We start from the raw sequence: 15,940 nt of genomic DNA on the forward strand, positions 1-15,940 counted from the left end.
ACGGTTACGCCTGTTCGTCGTGCTGCAGTTCGAACAGCAGCAGCGAGCGTGGCGTGACGGTGTAGGTGCTGCCCGACTCCAGGCGCGTCTTGCGCGGTGCATCGTCCAGGTTTGTGTCGATCAGGCAGGTGTAATGCGTGCCTTCCGGTACCTCGGGCAGGGTGAATTCCACGCCTTCGTGATGCGCATTGACCACCAGCAGCAAGGTGGCGTCGGCACCGGGCCGACGAATACCGGTTTCCTGGGCGCGACCGTCCATCAGCATGCCCAGGCAACGACCGTTAGGGTCCTGCCACTGCTCGACGCTCATTTCATTGCCGTCCGGCGCCAGCCAGGTGACGTCTTTGACGCCGATTTCCTCGTTGTAGTCGCCCACCAGGAAACGGCTGCGACGCAGGATCGGGTAACTCTGGCGCAGCTTGATCACGCGTTTGACGAACTTGAGCAAGGCCTCGCCGTCACCGTCCAGGTTCCAGTTGATCCAGCCGATCTCGCTGTCCTGGCAATAGGCATTGTTGTTGCCATGCTGGGTTCGGGCGAACTCGTCACCGGCGACCAGCATCGGCGTGCCCTGGGCCAGCAGCAGGGTAGCGAAGAAGTTGCGCATCTGGCGCAGTCGCAGGGCGTTGATCTCGCCATCGTCAGTCGGGCCTTCGACACCGTGGTTCCAGGACAGGTTGTTGTTGCTGCCGTCCTGGTTGTTTTCGTCGTTGGCTTCGTTGTGCTTGTCGTTGTATGACACCAGGTCGTGCAGGGTGAAGCCGTCGTGGGCAGTGATAAAGTTCACCGACGCCTGTGGGCGACGGCCGCGCTGGTTGAACATGTTGCCCGAGGCGGTAAGGCGTGCGGCAAAGTCAGGCAACTGCGCTTCGTCGCCTTTCCAGAAGGCGCGCACCGTGTCGCGGAACTTGTCATTCCATTCCATCCAGCCCGGCGGGAAACCACCGACCTGATAACCGCCCGGGCCGCAGTCCCAGGGCTCGGCGATCAGTTTGACCTGGCGCAGCACCGGGTCCTGGCGGCAGGCAACCAGGAAGCTGTGGCGCTCGTCGAAGCCGTCGTGGTAGCGGCCCAGAATCGTCGCCAGGTCGAAGCGGAAGCCGTCGACATGCATTTCCGAGGCCCAGTAGCGCAGCGAGTCGGTGACCATCTGCAAGACGCACGGGTGGCTCAGGTCCAGGGTGTTGCCGGTGCCGGAGTCGTTGATGTAGAAGCGCTTGTCATCGGGCATCAGGCGATAGTAGGAGGCGTTGTCGATACCGCGCATCGACAGGGTAGGGCCCAGTTCGTTGCCTTCGGCGGTGTGGTTGTAGACCACATCGAGGATGACCTCCAGGCCGCCCTTGTGCATGTGCGCGACCATTTCCTTGAACTCGGCAATCTTGCCGTGGGCCAGGTAGCGCGGGTCCGGGGCGAAGAAGGCAATGCTGTTGTAGCCCCAGTAGTTGGTCATGCCCTTTTGCAGCAGGTGCTGGTCATTGACGAAGGCATGGATGGGCAGCAGCTCGACCGAGGTCACGCCCAGCTTGCGGATGTGTTCGATGACTTCCGGCACTTTCAGGCCCAGGAAGGTGCCCTTGTATTCTTCAGGTACGGCCGGGTGCAGCTTGGTGTACCCGCGTACGTGGGTTTCATAGAGGATGGTCTTGTCCCACGGCGTACCGACACGCTGGTCGCGGCCCCAGGTATAGGCTTCGTCGATGACCTTGCTCTTGGGTACAAAGGGTGCGCTGTCGCGCTCATCGAAGCTCAGGTCGCCATCGGGGTGGCCGATGGTGTAGCCAAACAGCGACTCGGACCATTTCAGCTCGCCGACCAATTGCTTGGCATAAGGGTCGATCAGCAGCTTGTTGTGGTTGAAGCGATGACCATTGCGTGGATCGTAAGGGCCGTATACCCGATAGCCGTAAACCAGCCCTGGATGGGCGTCGGGCAGGTAACCGTGGAAGATTTCATCGGTGTATTCAGGCAGTTCGATACGTTCCAGCTCCACCTCGCCGGTGGAGTCGAACAGGCACAGCTCGACCTTGGTGGCGTTGGCCGAGAACAGGGCGAAGTTGACGCCCAGGCCGTCCCAGTTGGCGCCGAGTGGAAAGGGCAGACCTTCACGCAGACGTGAAATGGAAGGCTTGGATTCAGGGGTGTCATGGGAAGCTTTTTTCGACGACGTGCTCATGGTTGTTTCCTGAAATAAGATTTTAGTGCCTGAAAGGTGTTTTACGGGCGGCCGTTCCCGTTATCGCGGCCAAGGCCCGACAAGGTCGAGAAAAAGCAGGGTCAATCAACGCCATCAGCGCCGCGAATCAGCCGGCGCTGTGGCATGGAACCGTCACGCGATCAAGGCGCGGCGGGCTTGCGGGGTCTTTTTACAGCAGGCTTTGGTGCAGGCTCGGAGGCCGATTTCAAGGCCGGCTTGTCCGCCGCATCCGGCGCTTTGGCCGCCGCGGCAGGCTTAGGCTTGGGTGCTGCCTTGGCCGCCGGTTTGGCAGCCGACGCGGCCTTGCCGGCCGGCTTGGCCGGAACCGGTTTGCCATCATCAACACCCTCGACGCTGGGTAGTTTGGGTTTGCTGGCTTTGCGTGCGGGGCTTTTGTCAGGCGCCAAGGCTTGCGCCTCGGCCAGCTTGCGCGCCATTTCCCAATGGCGGCTGTCATGGCCGTCCGGCCGACCTTCCGATTCCCATATCTGGTACGCAAATTCGCGGATTCTTTTTTCGTCGGCACTCATCTCGACACTCCCGGGTATTACAAGGTTTGTATGAACAGGTTTACAGAAAATTCCTTGAGCGCATCGCTGAGCGGCAACTCCTTTTCACTCAGGCTGACCTTTTCATCGAACAGCCCTTGCCAGGCACTGTCAGGGTCAGCAAACGGCAGCAGCACACGCGTGTCGCCCCAGCCATCGGTCTGTATGAATGGAGTTGATGCCGTGCCCAATAGTTCATTGCAGATGCGCGGTACCAGAACAACGGCATAGCGGTCTTGCCAGAATCGTGCAAAAGCCAGCACGTTGTCGGCATGGCGACCGGTCACTTCCAAAGCAATATAGTCGCCGTGAGCGAAGAGGTCGGCCTGTTCGGCGCGCCGGTTCAAGGTGCGGGCAATCAGGGCTTGCTTGACGCGTCCGTCACGCCAGTGCGTCAGCAGCTCGCTGACCGGTGCAGGCTCGGCCAGTGCCTTGGCACGGGCCTGGTAGTCGACCGGGCGCCGGTTGTCCGGGTCGACCAGGCTGAAGTCCCAGAATTCCGTACCCTGGTAGAGGTCCGGCACGCCCGGCACGCTCATGCGCAGCAAGATCTGGGCAAAGCTGTTGAGGGCGCCGGCAGGTGCCAGGCGCTGCGCGGTCGCGCCCAGCGACTGGCGCAGCGGTTGTGTCTCCGGAGCCAGTAGCAGGCGTTCGAGGAACGCCCGGCAAGCCCCTTCATAGGCCTGGTTTGGCGAGGCCCAGCTGCTTTGCAGCTTGGCTTCGCGCAGGGCCTTTTCCTGCCAGCGGCTGACACGCTCGAAATAGGCCTGGCGAGCGCTTTCGTCGTCCAGTTCCAGGTCCAGCGGCCAACTGCCCAGCAGGGCCTGATACAGCATCAGCTCGTCACCGCCACTGATGCTGACCTCGCCGTCCTTGAGCGGTTGGGCCAGTTGGCGCCAGCGTTCGACCTGTTCGGCATACCAGCCGGGCTGTTCACTCAGCACGGCCAGGCGCGTACGGGTGTCCTCACCGCGCTTGTGGTCGTGGGTGGCGGTGGCCAGCAGGTTGGCGGGGAAATGCGTTTGGCGCGCGGCACAGGCCGCATGAAAGTCAGCTGCCGGCGCACTGAAGTGTCCGGGATGGAAGCCGACATCGTTGCGCGACAGCAGCACCGCCGAGCGGTAGAACGAAGTGTCTTCCACTGACTTGGCTGCCACCGGCGAGGTCAGCTGCTGGAAGCGTACGCAGGCGTTGCGGTACAGCTTGCGCAGCTTGCCGCGTGGCAGCGAACGCCATGAGGTGCCACCCAGCCAGCGTTGCAGCCATTCCAGCACCGGCCAGTCACCTTCATTGAGCTGGCTGCGCGCGCCTTCCATGGCCTGCTGGAAGAACCGTTCGTCTTCGGCCGAGCGTCCGCACACACTGATGTAGGTGCGATACACCGGAAAATTGCACACCAGTGCCAGCAGGGCCCGGCGAATGGCCCCCAGGGTCAGGTCGCGGCTCATCAGGTCGCTGCGGGCCACCTGCAGCAGTGCCTGGGCAACGTTCTCGAAGTCGCCGGCCAGCGTGCCATGCAGCACCAGGTCGCGGGCAACCAGTTCTTCTTCGGCAAACACCGCCGTGCGTTCGCTGACCTGGCGCCACAGCTCGCCCAGCGGCGCCTCGCCCTTGGGGTCGTGTTGCAGCAGCGACACCTGGTTCATGAATTCATAGCCGGTGGTGCCGTCGATCAACCAGTCCTGGCGCAAGGCTTCATCGCTGCCCAGGATCTTTTCGACGTAGATCGGCAGATGGTCCAGTTGCGCCTCGGCAGGCCGCTGGGCCAGCAGGCCCTGCACACGCCGATGCAGCTTGCGGCAGTAACCGCGCGGATCCGCCAGGCCGTCGACATGGTCAATGCGCAGGCCATCGACCAGGCCTTCGGTGATCAGCTGGAAAATCTTGCCATGGGTGGCTTCGAACACCGCCGGGCGCTCGACCCGCAGGCCGCCCAGTTCGTTGATGTCGAAAAAGCGCCGCCAGTTGATGTCGTCGCCGGCAGTGCGCCAGCTGGCCAGTCGGTAATGCTGGTCTTCAAGCAACTGATGCAAGCGCTTGAAGCCTTCGGGCTGGCTGGAGTCCCAAGCCTTGAGGCCGCTTTCCAGGGCCTTGAGCACGGCCGGTTCGCCAGCGGCCTCGGCCAGTTGTTCGCGCAGCTGGCGCGCACGTTCATAAGCCTGCGGATACTGGTCCAGCGCTGTGAAACGCTCGGCCAGTTCGCTGAGCGCCGGGTGTCCGGCGCTGAGCAGAATCGAACCGTAGTTGACCGGGCAGATCGGGAAGTGATGCTGGTAATGCTCAATGTAGAAGCGGCCTTGCCCGGCGTCGAAGCGCAGCGGGATGTCCCCGGCCTGCAGCACCTTGCCGTAGTCGTCGCCCAGGAAGGGCAGCAGCAACTGCCCCTTGAGCAGCGGGTCTGGCGAGTGCCACTGGATGTCGAAGAACATCGCGAACGGGCTGCCACGGCCCCACTCCAGCAGGTCCAGCCACCACGGGTTGTCGGCACCGCCAACCGCCATATGGTTGGAAACGATGTCCAGAATCAGGCCCATACGGTGCTCACGCAGGGCCGCCACCAGCCGGCGCAGGGCGTCTTCGCCGCCCAGCTCCGGATTGATCACGGTCGGGTCGACCACGTCATAGCCGTGCATGGAGCCGGCCCGCGCCTTCAGCAACGGCGAGGCGTAGATGTGGCTGATGCCCAGACGGGCAAAATATGGCACCAGGGCGACAGCGTCGTCGAGGGTGAAGTCCTTGTGAAACTGCAGGCGTTGGGTGGCGCGCAACAGCGCAGGACCCTTGGGGGTAACGGTGGTACTCATCGGTCACGCTCCGCAGCTTGCTGACGGGCCTGTGACAACAGTTCCAGGCGCCGGGCAGCGTCTTGCTCGTCCAGCAGGTTAACAGGCACCGGCGAAAGCCTGCGCCGCCAATTGGGGTGAGTGTCAATGGTGCCGGGCAGGTTGGCCTGCTCCAGCAAACCCAGGGCATCTTCGATGGGCAACAGCACCAGGGGCGCACGGGTATGGCCCAGGTAGCGGATGCTCGCGTCGATGATCAGGCTGCTGTCTTCGGTGTCGGCGGCAAAGCCTGCATTGTTCTGGCTCAAGGCCTGGCGCAGGCCGTCGTATTCGCGGCTGCGTTCCTCGCGCCAGTGCTGCTGGGCCTGCGCATCGACATGACCCAGACGGGCGTGCCACTCGATGTCCAGCTCATTGAGCCAGCCATTGAGGGTCGGCAGGTCGTGGGTGCTGGTGGTGGCCAGCGCGTCCGGCGACCAGTCGAGGATCGGCTTGAACACGCCATTGCGCTGTTCGAACAGCAAGACGCGCATGCCCAGGATCGAGCGGCTCGACAGTTTGTCATGCAGGCCGGCCGGCACGGTGCCAAGGTCCTCGCCAAGCACGATCGCCTTGTGCCGCCACGACTCCAGGCACAGCAGGCGCAGCATGTCGTCGATCGGGAAGTTCAGGTAGGCGCCCTCGGTGGGCGGTGCGCCCACCGGGATGACCCACAGGCGTTGCAGGCCCATCACATGGTCGATGCGCAGGCCGCCGGCGTGGGCAAAACACGCCCGGAGCATTTCGATAAAGGCACGAAAGCCATTGCGCTTGAGGCCTTCGGGCGAAAACGCCGAGATGCCCCAGCTTTGCCCGGCGCGGTTGAGGATGTCAGGGGGCGCGCCGACGGTCAGTGCCGAGAGCAGTTCGTCCTGGCGACTCCAGGCCTGGCTGCCGGCACCGTCGGCGCCCACGGCCAGGTCGGCGATCAGGCCCACGCGCATGCCGCTGCTGCGTGCGGCCGTCTGGGCGCGCTCCAGGCCACGGGCGACCAGCCACTGGGTAAAGGCATGAAAACCGATCTGCCGGGTGTGCTCGGCGGCAAAGGCGGCTACCGCCGGGCTGTCCGGCTGCTTGAAATCATTCGGCCATTCGTGCCAGTTGCCGCTGATACCCAGCGCGCTGGCCTGCTCGCAAAGGACTTCAAAGCGGCAGTGATTTTCCAACGCTTCACCGCCGGCGTGACGGAAACTGTTGAAGTCTTCCAGCAGGGGGTGGTCGCCGGCCACAAAACCGTCGTAAAGGCTGCGCAGTACCTGCCACTTGGCTTTGGCCGCTGCGGGCCAGTCGATCAGCGCCAGTTGTTCCAGGCGCTTGAGTTCCTCGGCCTGGCCGCTGTCTTCAATGGCCTGGCGCCACGCGCGTTCGCCCAGCAGCAGGCCGGGAGAGGCATACAGGCTGTTGAAAAACAGGCGGCTGGACGGCGAATAAGGGCTGTAGCGTTCCGGGTCATTGGCGAACATCGCGTGCAGCGGGCTGATCGCCAGGGCGTCGGCGCCGCGCTCACCGGCGCTGCGGGCAAAGGCCTCCAGGGCCTGGGTGTCCCCAAAGCCGCCGTCGCCCTCACGGCGCAGGCTGTAGACCTGCACACTCAGGCCCCAGGCCCGCGGCACCGGGTCGTCGCAGGCCATGGCCATGCTATAGGCGCTGGGGGGCGCCACGGCAATGGTCAGCGTTTGTCCATCGATGGTCAGGCGCTGGTAGCCGATCATGGCCTGGGCCGGCAACAGGGCGTCCTCGGTCAACTGCGACTCGACCGTCGTGCCGTCTTCCAGGTGCAGCGTAAAGGGCGTGTGCGGAGCAAACCACGCCGACAGGTTCAACGGGGTGTCCTGCTCGACAGTCAGCAGCGGCGGGGCGCTGCCGCCCAGGCGTTCGGTCTGCAGGCGTTGCAGGCTGGCATCAATGGCTTCGCGGCTGTCGGCCGCATGGCCCAAGGCTTCCAGCACCTTGATCAAGACCTCGGGGCTGACGGTCTGCGGGCGATCATTGGCATCGACCCAGTGCACCGACAGGCCGGCCTCGGTGGCCAGCTTTTCCAATTGTTCACTACTCATCCCGGCTCTCCGCTGCATCATGGGCTGTCAGGCTGACAATCGCCGTCCAGGGTTCGAGGATGCCGTTTCGGGAAGGTTCGATCGAATGTCGTGGGCTGCCGAAAAGCACCTCTTCACTGCGTACAGGCTGCATGTTGGCCGCTTGTTCGCCGAGGTTCAGGTCAATGCGCAGGATCGTGCCATCGCCCAGTTGCCAACGTGCGCTGACGGCACCCTCGGCCAGTACCTCGGCGCCCAGGGCAAAGCTGCCGGGCAGGCGCGGAATGATTTCGCGATGACGCAGTTGCAGCAGGTGCTGGTACAGCTCAAGCCACTGGCGGTGGTCCAGACCCTGGTCGGTTTCCAGGTCCAGCGCAGCCAGGGCGGGTCTTGAGGCTTCGAACGTCTGCGGGTCGTTGGGGTCGGGAATGTGCTCGCGTCCCTCGGGATCGGCGAAGGCGGCAAAGTCGGCAAACTCGTTGCGCCGGCCTTCGCGCACGGCGTCGGCCAGTTCACCGTGGTGGCTGGTGAAGAACAGGAACGGCTCGCTGGCCGCCCATTCATCGCCCATGAACAGCAGTGGAATCATCGGTGACAGCAACAGCAAGGCCGTGGCGGCCTTCAATGCCTGTGGCGGTGCCAGGCGTGGCAGGCGCTCGCCGAGGGCGCGGTTACCGATCTGGTCATGGTTCTGCAGGAACAGCACGAAGGCGGTGGGCGGCAAGTGCGCACTCGGTTCGCCACGCGCTTCACCGTGGCGCGTCGTTTCGCCCTGATACACAAACCCTTCGCCAAGCAATCGTGCCAGCTTCTGGGTCGGGTGCGCGGCAAAGTCCTGGTAGTAGGCATCGGTTTCGCCGGTCAGCAAGACATGCAGGGTGTTATGCCCGTCGTCGTTCCATTGCGCATCGAAGCCCTGCTCGAGCTTGTGTGCCTGGTTGAACTCGTTTTCCAGATTCAGCCAGACATGCCGGCCCGGCTCGATGGCGGCGCGTACCTGCAGGGCAAAGTCTTCCAGAAAGGTGGCGTCGCGGATGGCATGCACGGCGTCCATGCGCAAACCGTCGAAGCGGTACTCGTTAAGCCACATCAGGGCATTGTCGATAAAGAAGCGGCGCACTTCAGGGCGACGAAAGTCGATGGCATCGCCCCACGGCGTGTGCAGGTCGGTGCGGAAGAATTCGCGGGCATAGGCACCCAGAAAATTGCCGTCCGGCCCGAAGTGGTTGTAGACCACATCGAGAATCACCATCAGGCCGTGGCCGTGGGCGGCATCAATCAGTTGCTTGAGCTGTTCCGGGGTGCCGTAGGACGCCTGGGGGGCGTATGGCAAGACCCCGTCGTAGCCCCAGTTACGGTCGCCGGGAAACTGCGCCAGCGGCATCAGTTCGATGGCCGTGACGCCCAGGGCAGCCAGGCGTGGCAGGTGTTTCTCGACCCCGGCATAGCCGCCGAGGGCACCGACGTGCACCTCGTAGATGACTGCTTCATGCCAGGGACGGCCTTGCCAGTCCGGGTGCTGCCAATGCCAGGCATTCGGGTCGACGACCACGCTGCAGGCATGGACATCACCGTCCTGGGCGCGTGAGGCCGGGTCGGGCACTTCAAGCTGGTCGTTTATTCTGAACCGGTAGCGCGTGCCGGCCGGCGCCCGGGTTTCAAGCGCGAACCAGCCATCGGCCTGGGCGGGCATGGCCAATGCCTGACCGTCATCGAGCAGCAGGGTAACGGTGTCGGCATCGGGCGCCCAGAGGGCAAAACGGGTCTGTTCCGGGTCAAGCAAGACGGCGCCGTGGCGCCAGTCAGGTTCTGTACGCAGGGGCATCCGTAACCTCTTTGGTGTCAGTAGTGCAGGGCAGCGCCCAGGTTTTTCTTCAGCAAGTCCTGATACAGCTCGGCATAGGGTTCAACCGCCTGTTGCCAGTTGAAGGGTGCTGCCATGGCGCGGCAACGCATGGCATTGAGCAGTTCGGTGTTTTCGAAAACCTTGAAGGCGCGGTTCAGTGCGTCGGTGTAGCTCTCGATGGTCGATTCGTTGAACAGAAAACCGGTCACGCCATCTTCGATGGTGTCGGCCAGTCCGCCGGTATTGCGTGCCACCGGCAGCGAGCCGAAGCGCTGGGCGTACATCTGGCTCAGGCCACAGGGTTCGTAACGCGAAGGCATCAGCAGAAAATCGCTGCCGGCAAACATGCGCCGTGCATCGGTTTCGTTGAAGCCGACCCGTGCACTGATCCTGCCGGGAAAGCGTGCAGCCAGCTCACGCATCGATTCTTCAGCTTCGGGTTCGCCGCAGCCGATGATTGCAATCTGCCCGCCGTTGGCAACGATGTGTTCAGCCACCCCGATGGTCAGGTCCAGACCCTTCTGATAAACCAGGCGCGATACGACAGCAAACAACGGGCCGCTGGAGGGCTCCAGTTCGAACAGTTCGCGCACGTAGTCGGCGTTGATTTCCTTGCGCAGCCACTCATTGGGCGCGAAGTGGCAGATCAGGTGCGGGTCGGTCGCGGCGTCCCAGCTGGCGTCGATGCCGTTGGGAATGCCGCTGAGCTGGCCTCGTTCGGCCTTGCTCTGCAGGAAACCTTCCAGGCCGCAGCCGAACTCGGGGGTGGTGATTTCCCGGGCATAGGTGGCGCTCACCGTGGTGATATGGCTGGCGTAGGCCATGCCGGCCTTGATGAACGACAGCTTGCCGTAGAACTCCATGCCTTCGCTGCCCAGCGCTTCTTCTGGTATGCCCAGCTCACGCGAGGTGGTCGGGCTGACCGTGCCCTGGTAGGCCAGGTTGTGGATGGTGAAGATGCTCGGGGTGCTCTGGCCGCGCCAGCGCATGTAGGCGGGTGCCAGGCCTGCTGGCCAGTCATGGGCGTGGACCAGCTCGGGGCACCACTGGGTCTTGACGGCACCGGCCGCAAATTCGGCGGCCGCCAGGCCCAGGCGGGCAAAGCGAATATGGTTGTCGTTCCAGTCGCGACCGTTCTTGTCGCCGTACGGCGTGCCTTCGCGTTCGTACAGCTCGGGGCAGATCAGTACATAGATGACCAGGCCGTCCTTCATGTCCATGCGCCCGACCTTGCAGGGCGGCAGGGCGGCATGGCCCCCCAGTTCACTGATGATGTGAATCGGATTGCCGCTGTTGATCACTTGCGGATAACCCGGCATCAGTACGCGCACATCGTGCAGGTGACGCATGGCGCGGGGCAGTGCGGCAGACACGTCCCCCAGGCCGCCGGTCTTGACCAGGTCGGCCAGTTCCGAGGTGACAAACAGCACCTTGCGGCGGTTGACCTGCGAAATCGTGTGTTGAGGTGCGGGTGGCAGATGCAGTACGGGTATCTGGGGCCTGCCCAGAACCGGCAGATGATTCAGCTCGCTGGCCGGCTGACCAAAACTCTCTCCCTGCTGGGTTTTTACAGCGGCGCTTATCATCGTGTTCTCCCAATGAATACAAGTGTTGATGCGGTCTTTCCAGTGTTCCCAGGCCATGTCCTGCGGCCGGGTACAGATTTTCACGCAAGATCAGTACCCGTTTGCTGTCTCTGCAGCTTAAAGGACAGGGTGGTAGGTGCCATGAGCCAGATCATTCCCCAGCATAGGCGCCTCTTAGCAGATGACCCGGTGCTTTTTCATAAGTTTCGACTTTTTTATTGGCAAATGTCTGGCATGCGGCTTGGCAGCGATCCAATTGGGTAAAAACCTTGAAAATGAAGGGTCTGAAACGCACGTTAAGGGCATAAAGGCGAGTTCCATACCGTTCGTCGGATTGTCCGACACTGTTGGCCGGAAGTACCTTTCCAGAGGCATAGGCCTGCTGTGATGCCACTGTATGGGCAGCTTGAATTGCCTGTAGGTCATTTCCTTCGGCATCGGATGACATCTTCTTGCGCATTAGTTGAAAATTCCTGCACATCAACTGGATCACTTTCGGCGTTGTCGCGCTAGAATCGCCCGCCCCATGCCCATTAACGGGGCATAGTGCGATTCTGCCTGCCGATTGTGACGAGGAACCCCATGCAATCCCCAGAGGTGCTGGTACTGCAAGCAAGCTACACCAATCCGGTCCATGCCGATGCCATCGGTTTTGTGCTCAATCACTATGCCGAGGATGTCATGGGTGGCGGCGAGCCCTTGCCCATGGACACCCGCCAGCAACTGGCCAGGGAACTGGCCAAGCGCGCGCACGCCTTCAGCGTGCTGGCCTTTATCGCAGGGGAGCCTGTGGGGCTGATCAACTGTTTCGAAGGGTTTTCGACCTTTGCCTGTCGGCCTTTGGTCAATATTCATGACGTGGTGGTGCTGGCCCAGTACCGTGGGCAGGGCATCAGCCAGAAAATGCTGGTCAAGGTCGAAGAAATTGCCCGCCAGCGTGGTTGCTGCAAATTGACCCTCGAGGTGCTCGAGGGCAATGATGTAGCACTGGCGGCGTATAGAAAGCAGGGCTTTGAGAGCTACCAACTGGACCCGTCGATGGGACGGGCACTGTTCTGGCAGAAGTCACTCTGAGCGCACGACCCTGGTCGCAGGCGCGGTCAAGTAGCAACTAGACGGCGTCGGTTTCCCGGCCATAGCCGGCCTCGCGGGCCTGTTGCAGTAATCGGGTGGCTTGCGCCAGTTGATGCTGCAGCCGGGCGCGTTCCTCTTTGAGTGCGCGCAGCTCGTCGCGGCGCACGCTGACATACAGGGTCTGGGGTGCAAGTACTGCGTGTACGGTGCCCATTGCTCACCTCGCAAATGGCGGGTTCAATCTTGCAAACGCGCAAGCCATGGCGATCATTTCTCATGTGCGCTGGCCGGGCGTCCTGTCGGCGGCAATTCTGATTTCTTTCCCGGTGGATTGGAACTTTTATATTTTTCAGCGGTAGCGTGACTTATCAGTCTGTGATGTCACAGTGACTATTACCCGTGCGACAGCGTGCGTTCAGCTTGGCCGGGAACGATCAATACCCTGGCTGGACTAACCTGCATGCTTTAACGTTGCGCTTTATTTCTCAAGAACATGCCTCAGGGAGCCACACTTCATGCAACTCGGGATCGTTGGACTTGGCCGCATGGGCGGCAATATCGCCAGACGCTTGATGCAAAGTGGCCATACCACCGTCGTCTACGACCGTGACGAAGCCTCGCGCACAGCCCTGGCCACCGAAGGCGCCACCGCCGTGACCGACCTGGCCGGCCTGGTTGCCGCCATGCAGGCGCCGCGTGCGGTCTGGGTGATGCTGCCGGCCGGTGAGCCGACCGAGCAGACCATCGAGGCCTTGAGCCAGTTGCTTGAGCCCGATGACGTGATCATCGACGGCGGCAACACCTTCTACAAGGATGACATTCGTCGTGCCCAGGCGCTGGCGCTCAAGGACCTGCATTATGTCGACGTCGGTACCTCCGGTGGCGTCTGGGGCCTGGAACGCGGCTACTGCATGATGATCGGCGGCGAGCAGGCCATCGTCGAACGCCTCGACCCGTTGTTCGCCACGCTGGCACCGGGCATTGGCAACATCGAGCGTACCCGCGACCGTGCGGCCTCGGCCGACCCGCGTGCCGAGCAGGGTTATATCCATGCCGGCCCCGCCGGTTCCGGGCACTTCGTGAAGATGATCCACAACGGCATCGAGTACGGCATGATGCAGGCCTTCGCCGAAGGCTTCGACATCCTCAAGCAGAAGAATTCGGACCACCTGCCGGCCGAGCAGCGCTTCGACCTGAACGTGGCCGACATCGCCGAAGTCTGGCGCCGTGGCAGTGTGGTCTCGTCCTGGCTGCTGGACCTGACCGCCGACGCACTGGCCACTGATCCGGCCCTGGACGCCTATTCGGGCTCGGTGGCCGACAGTGGCGAAGGCCGCTGGACCATCGAGGCTGCCATCGAACAGGCCGTGCCGGCACCGGTGTTGTCCAGCGCCCTGTTTGCCCGTTTCCGCTCGCGCCAGCAGAGCACCTACGCCGACAAGATCCTGTCGGCCATGCGCTTCGGTTTCGGTGGTCACAAGGAGCCTAAATAATGGGTCTCGGGCATTCGACTGAAGCTGAAAAAAATCCGGAAGTGGCGCCGCCCACCACGTTGTTTCTGTTCGGTGCCCATGGTGACCTGGTCAAGCGCCTGCTGATGCCGGCGCTGTGCAACCTGACCCGCGACGGTCTGGTGGACGACCACCTGCACATCGTCGGGGTCGACCACAACGCCGCCACCGACGCCGAATTCGCGCAGAAACTCGAAACCTTCATGCGCGAAGAAGGTGCGAAAAAGAACACCGAGGGCGGCGACGCCCTCGACCCTGAGCTGTGGCAGCGCCTGGCGGCGCGCATCAGTTACATCCAGGGCGACTTTCTTGACGACAGCACCTACCAGAGCATTGCCAGCAAGATCGAAAGCACCGGCACCGGTAACGCGGCGTTCTACCTGGCAACCGCCCCGCGCTTTTTCAGCGAAGTGGTCAAGCGCCTGGGCACTGCCAAGCTGCTCAAGGAGCGTGGCGGCGTATTTCGCCGCGTAGTGATCGAAAAGCCCTTCGGTCACGACCTGGCCAGCGCCATGGCCCTCAACGAAAGCCTGCTCAAGGTCATGAGCGAAAAGCAGATCTATCGCATCGACCATTACCTGGGCAAGGAAACGGTGCAGAACATCCTGGTCAGCCGCTTCTCCAACGGGCTGTTCGAGTCGTTCTGGAACAACCACTACATTGACCACGTACAGATCACGGCCGCTGAAACCGTCGGGGTCGGCACCCGTGCCGGCTTCTATGAAAACACCGGCGCCCTGCGCGACATGGTGCCCAATCACCTGTTCCAGCTGCTGGCCATGGTCGCCATGGAACCGCCGGCTGCGTTCGGCGCCGATGCGGTGCGCGGCGAAAAGGCCAAGGTGGTCGGCGCCATCCGCCCCTGGAGCGAAATGGAAGCGCTGGCCAATTCGGTGCGTGGCCAGTACACCGGCAACAAGAGCGCCGATCTGCTGGGCTATCGCGACGAAGAGAACATCGCGCCGGACAGCAACACGGAAACCTACGTCGCGCTCAAGGTCATGGTCGATAACTGGCGCTGGGTCGGCGTGCCCTTCTACCTGCGCACTGGCAAGCGCCTGAGCACGCGCAGCACCGAGATTGCCATCTGCTTCAAGCCGGCGCCCTATGCGCAATTTCGCGACACTGAAGTTGACCGGCTCAAGCCCAACTTCCTGCGCATCCAGATCCAGCCCAACGAGGGCATGTGGTTCGACCTGCTGGCCAAGCGCCCGGGGCCGAACCTCGAAATGGAAGACATCAAGCTGGGGTTCGCCTACAAGGACTTCTTCGAGATGCAGCCTTCCACCGGCTACGAGACCCTGATCTACGACTGCCTGACCGGCGATCAGACCTTGTTTCAGCGCGCCGACAACATCGAGAACGGCTGGCGTGCGGTGCAACCGTTCCTCAATGCCTGGGCCAAGCACCCCGAGGTCCAGCCGTACATTGCCGGTGGCAGTGGTCCGGAGGCCAGCGACGAGCTGTTGCGCAACGACAACCGTGAATGGCGGCAGATCGATGGCTGATCACACGCCGATTCGCCTCTTGCTGTCCGACATGGATGGCACCCTGTTGCAACCTGACCACAGCCTGAGCGACGCCACCGTGGCCGCCGTCGGGCAACTGCGCGAGGCGGGCATTGCCTTCACCCTCGCCAGCAGCCGGCCGCCACGGGCCATGCGCGAGGTGATCGAGCGCCTGCAGCTCGACTTGCCCACCGCCGGCTTCAACGGCGGCACGCTGGTCAATCCCGATGGCAGCCTTCTGGTCGCGCACCACATTGATCCTGAGGCGGTGCGCCTGTGCCTGGATACTTTTGCCGGGCACGCTGTGGATGTCTGGGTGTTCGCCGACGACCAGTGGCTGCTGCGCGATCTCGACGGCGACTACGTCGGCCATGAGCGCAGTGCGCTGGGCTATGAGCCGGTACGGGTCGACAGCTTCACGCCGTACCTGGACCGCGTCGACAAGATCGTGGCATCCAGTCGCGATTTTGCCGGACTCAAGGTGCTGGAAAGCCAGATGGCCGCCCGGCTTGAAGGCCGTGCGCTGGCCGCACGTTCACAGGATTATTACCTCGACATCACCGCCTTGCAGGCCAACAAGGGCGCTGCCTTGCGCGCGCTGGCCGAGCACCTGGGCATCGATATGGCGCAGACCGCTGCCATTGGCGACGGTCACAACGACGTGGCGATGTTTCGCGTGGCCGGGCTGTCGATCGCCATGGGCCAGGCTCGCCCCGAGGTGCGCAGTCAGGCCGACCGGGTGACCGGCAGCAACACCGAGGAGGGTGTGGCGCAAGCGATCCTGCGCGATCTGCTGCAGCGTGAATGAATGA

The 15,940-nt window shown here is 62.8% G+C and carries 11 protein-coding genes and 1 pseudogene; 4 read left to right on the top strand and 8 right to left on the bottom strand.

What is annotated here, in order from left to right; translation table 11 throughout:
- Nucleotides 1–4: 4 nt before the first annotated feature.
- The 7 genes from glgX to DGA31_RS29640 all read right to left on the bottom strand — a co-directional run bounded on the left by glgX (nt 5) and on the right by DGA31_RS29640 (nt 11,495).
- Nucleotides 5–2,176: a glycogen debranching protein GlgX gene (gene glgX / locus DGA31_RS16015; RefSeq protein WP_109513215.1), complete on the bottom strand. Its 2,172-nt coding sequence runs from the start codon at nt 2,174–2,176 to the stop codon at nt 5–7.
- A 161-nt stretch (nt 2,177–2,337) separates the two neighbouring features.
- Complete coding sequence (locus DGA31_RS16020) at nt 2,338–2,727, bottom strand: DUF2934 domain-containing protein (RefSeq protein ID WP_056836355.1); 390 nt, start codon at nt 2,725–2,727, stop codon at nt 2,338–2,340.
- 17 nt (nt 2,728–2,744) lie between these two features.
- Nucleotides 2,745–5,549: a malto-oligosyltrehalose synthase gene (locus DGA31_RS16025; RefSeq protein WP_109513216.1), complete on the bottom strand. Its 2,805-nt coding sequence runs from the start codon at nt 5,547–5,549 to the stop codon at nt 2,745–2,747.
- Nucleotides 5,546–7,624 carry a 4-alpha-glucanotransferase gene (gene malQ / locus DGA31_RS16030; RefSeq protein ID WP_109513217.1) on the bottom strand — a complete coding sequence of 693 codons (2,079 nt, stop codon included), beginning with the start codon at nt 7,622–7,624 and terminating at the stop codon, nt 5,546–5,548. Before malQ ends, DGA31_RS16025 begins: the two co-directional genes overlap by 4 nt.
- Nucleotides 7,617–9,428: a malto-oligosyltrehalose trehalohydrolase gene (treZ, locus tag DGA31_RS16035; protein ID WP_109513218.1), complete on the bottom strand. Its 1,812-nt coding sequence runs from the start codon at nt 9,426–9,428 to the stop codon at nt 7,617–7,619. The genes malQ and treZ overlap by 8 nt, the downstream gene beginning before the upstream one ends.
- 17 nt (nt 9,429–9,445) lie before the next feature.
- Nucleotides 9,446–11,035 (bottom strand): glycogen synthase GlgA, encoded by a 1,590-nt coding sequence (gene glgA / locus DGA31_RS16040; protein ID WP_161959194.1) that lies wholly within the window; start codon nt 11,033–11,035, stop codon nt 9,446–9,448.
- A 151-nt stretch (nt 11,036–11,186) separates the two neighbouring features.
- Nucleotides 11,187–11,495 carry a hypothetical protein gene (locus tag DGA31_RS29640; RefSeq protein ID WP_152035044.1) on the bottom strand — a complete coding sequence of 103 codons (309 nt, stop codon included), beginning with the start codon at nt 11,493–11,495 and terminating at the stop codon, nt 11,187–11,189.
- Nucleotides 11,496–11,617: 122 nt separating this feature from the next.
- Here DGA31_RS29640 and DGA31_RS16045 point away from each other — a divergent pair, with 122 nt between their 5' ends.
- The gene (locus DGA31_RS16045; protein ID WP_056836362.1) at nt 11,618–12,109 is read left to right on the top strand and encodes a GNAT family N-acetyltransferase; all 492 of its coding nucleotides are present in this window, start codon (nt 11,618–11,620) and stop codon (nt 12,107–12,109) included.
- Nucleotides 12,110–12,146: 37 nt separating this feature from the next.
- On the opposite strand, the gene DGA31_RS30020 is transcribed toward DGA31_RS16045, so the two are convergent.
- On the bottom strand, nt 12,147–12,323 hold the full coding sequence (locus DGA31_RS30020) for a DUF6026 family protein (RefSeq protein WP_164708443.1): 177 nt from the start codon (nt 12,321–12,323) through the stop codon (nt 12,147–12,149).
- Between the two features lie 298 nt (nt 12,324–12,621).
- On the opposite strand from DGA31_RS30020, the pseudogene gnd reads away from it, so the two are divergent.
- From gnd to DGA31_RS16060, 3 genes and pseudogenes are all read left to right on the top strand, one after another.
- Nucleotides 12,622–13,602 (top strand): annotated as a pseudogene (gnd, locus tag DGA31_RS16050) (phosphogluconate dehydrogenase (NAD(+)-dependent, decarboxylating)); the annotation flags it as partial.
- Complete coding sequence (zwf, locus tag DGA31_RS16055; RefSeq protein WP_109513220.1) at nt 13,602–15,128, top strand: glucose-6-phosphate dehydrogenase; 1,527 nt, start codon at nt 13,602–13,604, stop codon at nt 15,126–15,128. The pseudogene gnd and the gene zwf, both read left to right, overlap by 1 nt.
- The gene (locus DGA31_RS16060) at nt 15,121–15,936 is read left to right on the top strand and encodes an HAD family hydrolase (protein WP_109513221.1); all 816 of its coding nucleotides are present in this window, start codon (nt 15,121–15,123) and stop codon (nt 15,934–15,936) included. Before zwf ends, DGA31_RS16060 begins: the two co-directional genes overlap by 8 nt.
- Nucleotides 15,937–15,940: the final 4 nt, after the last annotated feature.

Source organism: Pseudomonas ovata, assembly GCF_003131185.1.
Lineage (GTDB): Bacteria > Pseudomonadota > Gammaproteobacteria > Pseudomonadales > Pseudomonadaceae > Aquipseudomonas > Aquipseudomonas ovata.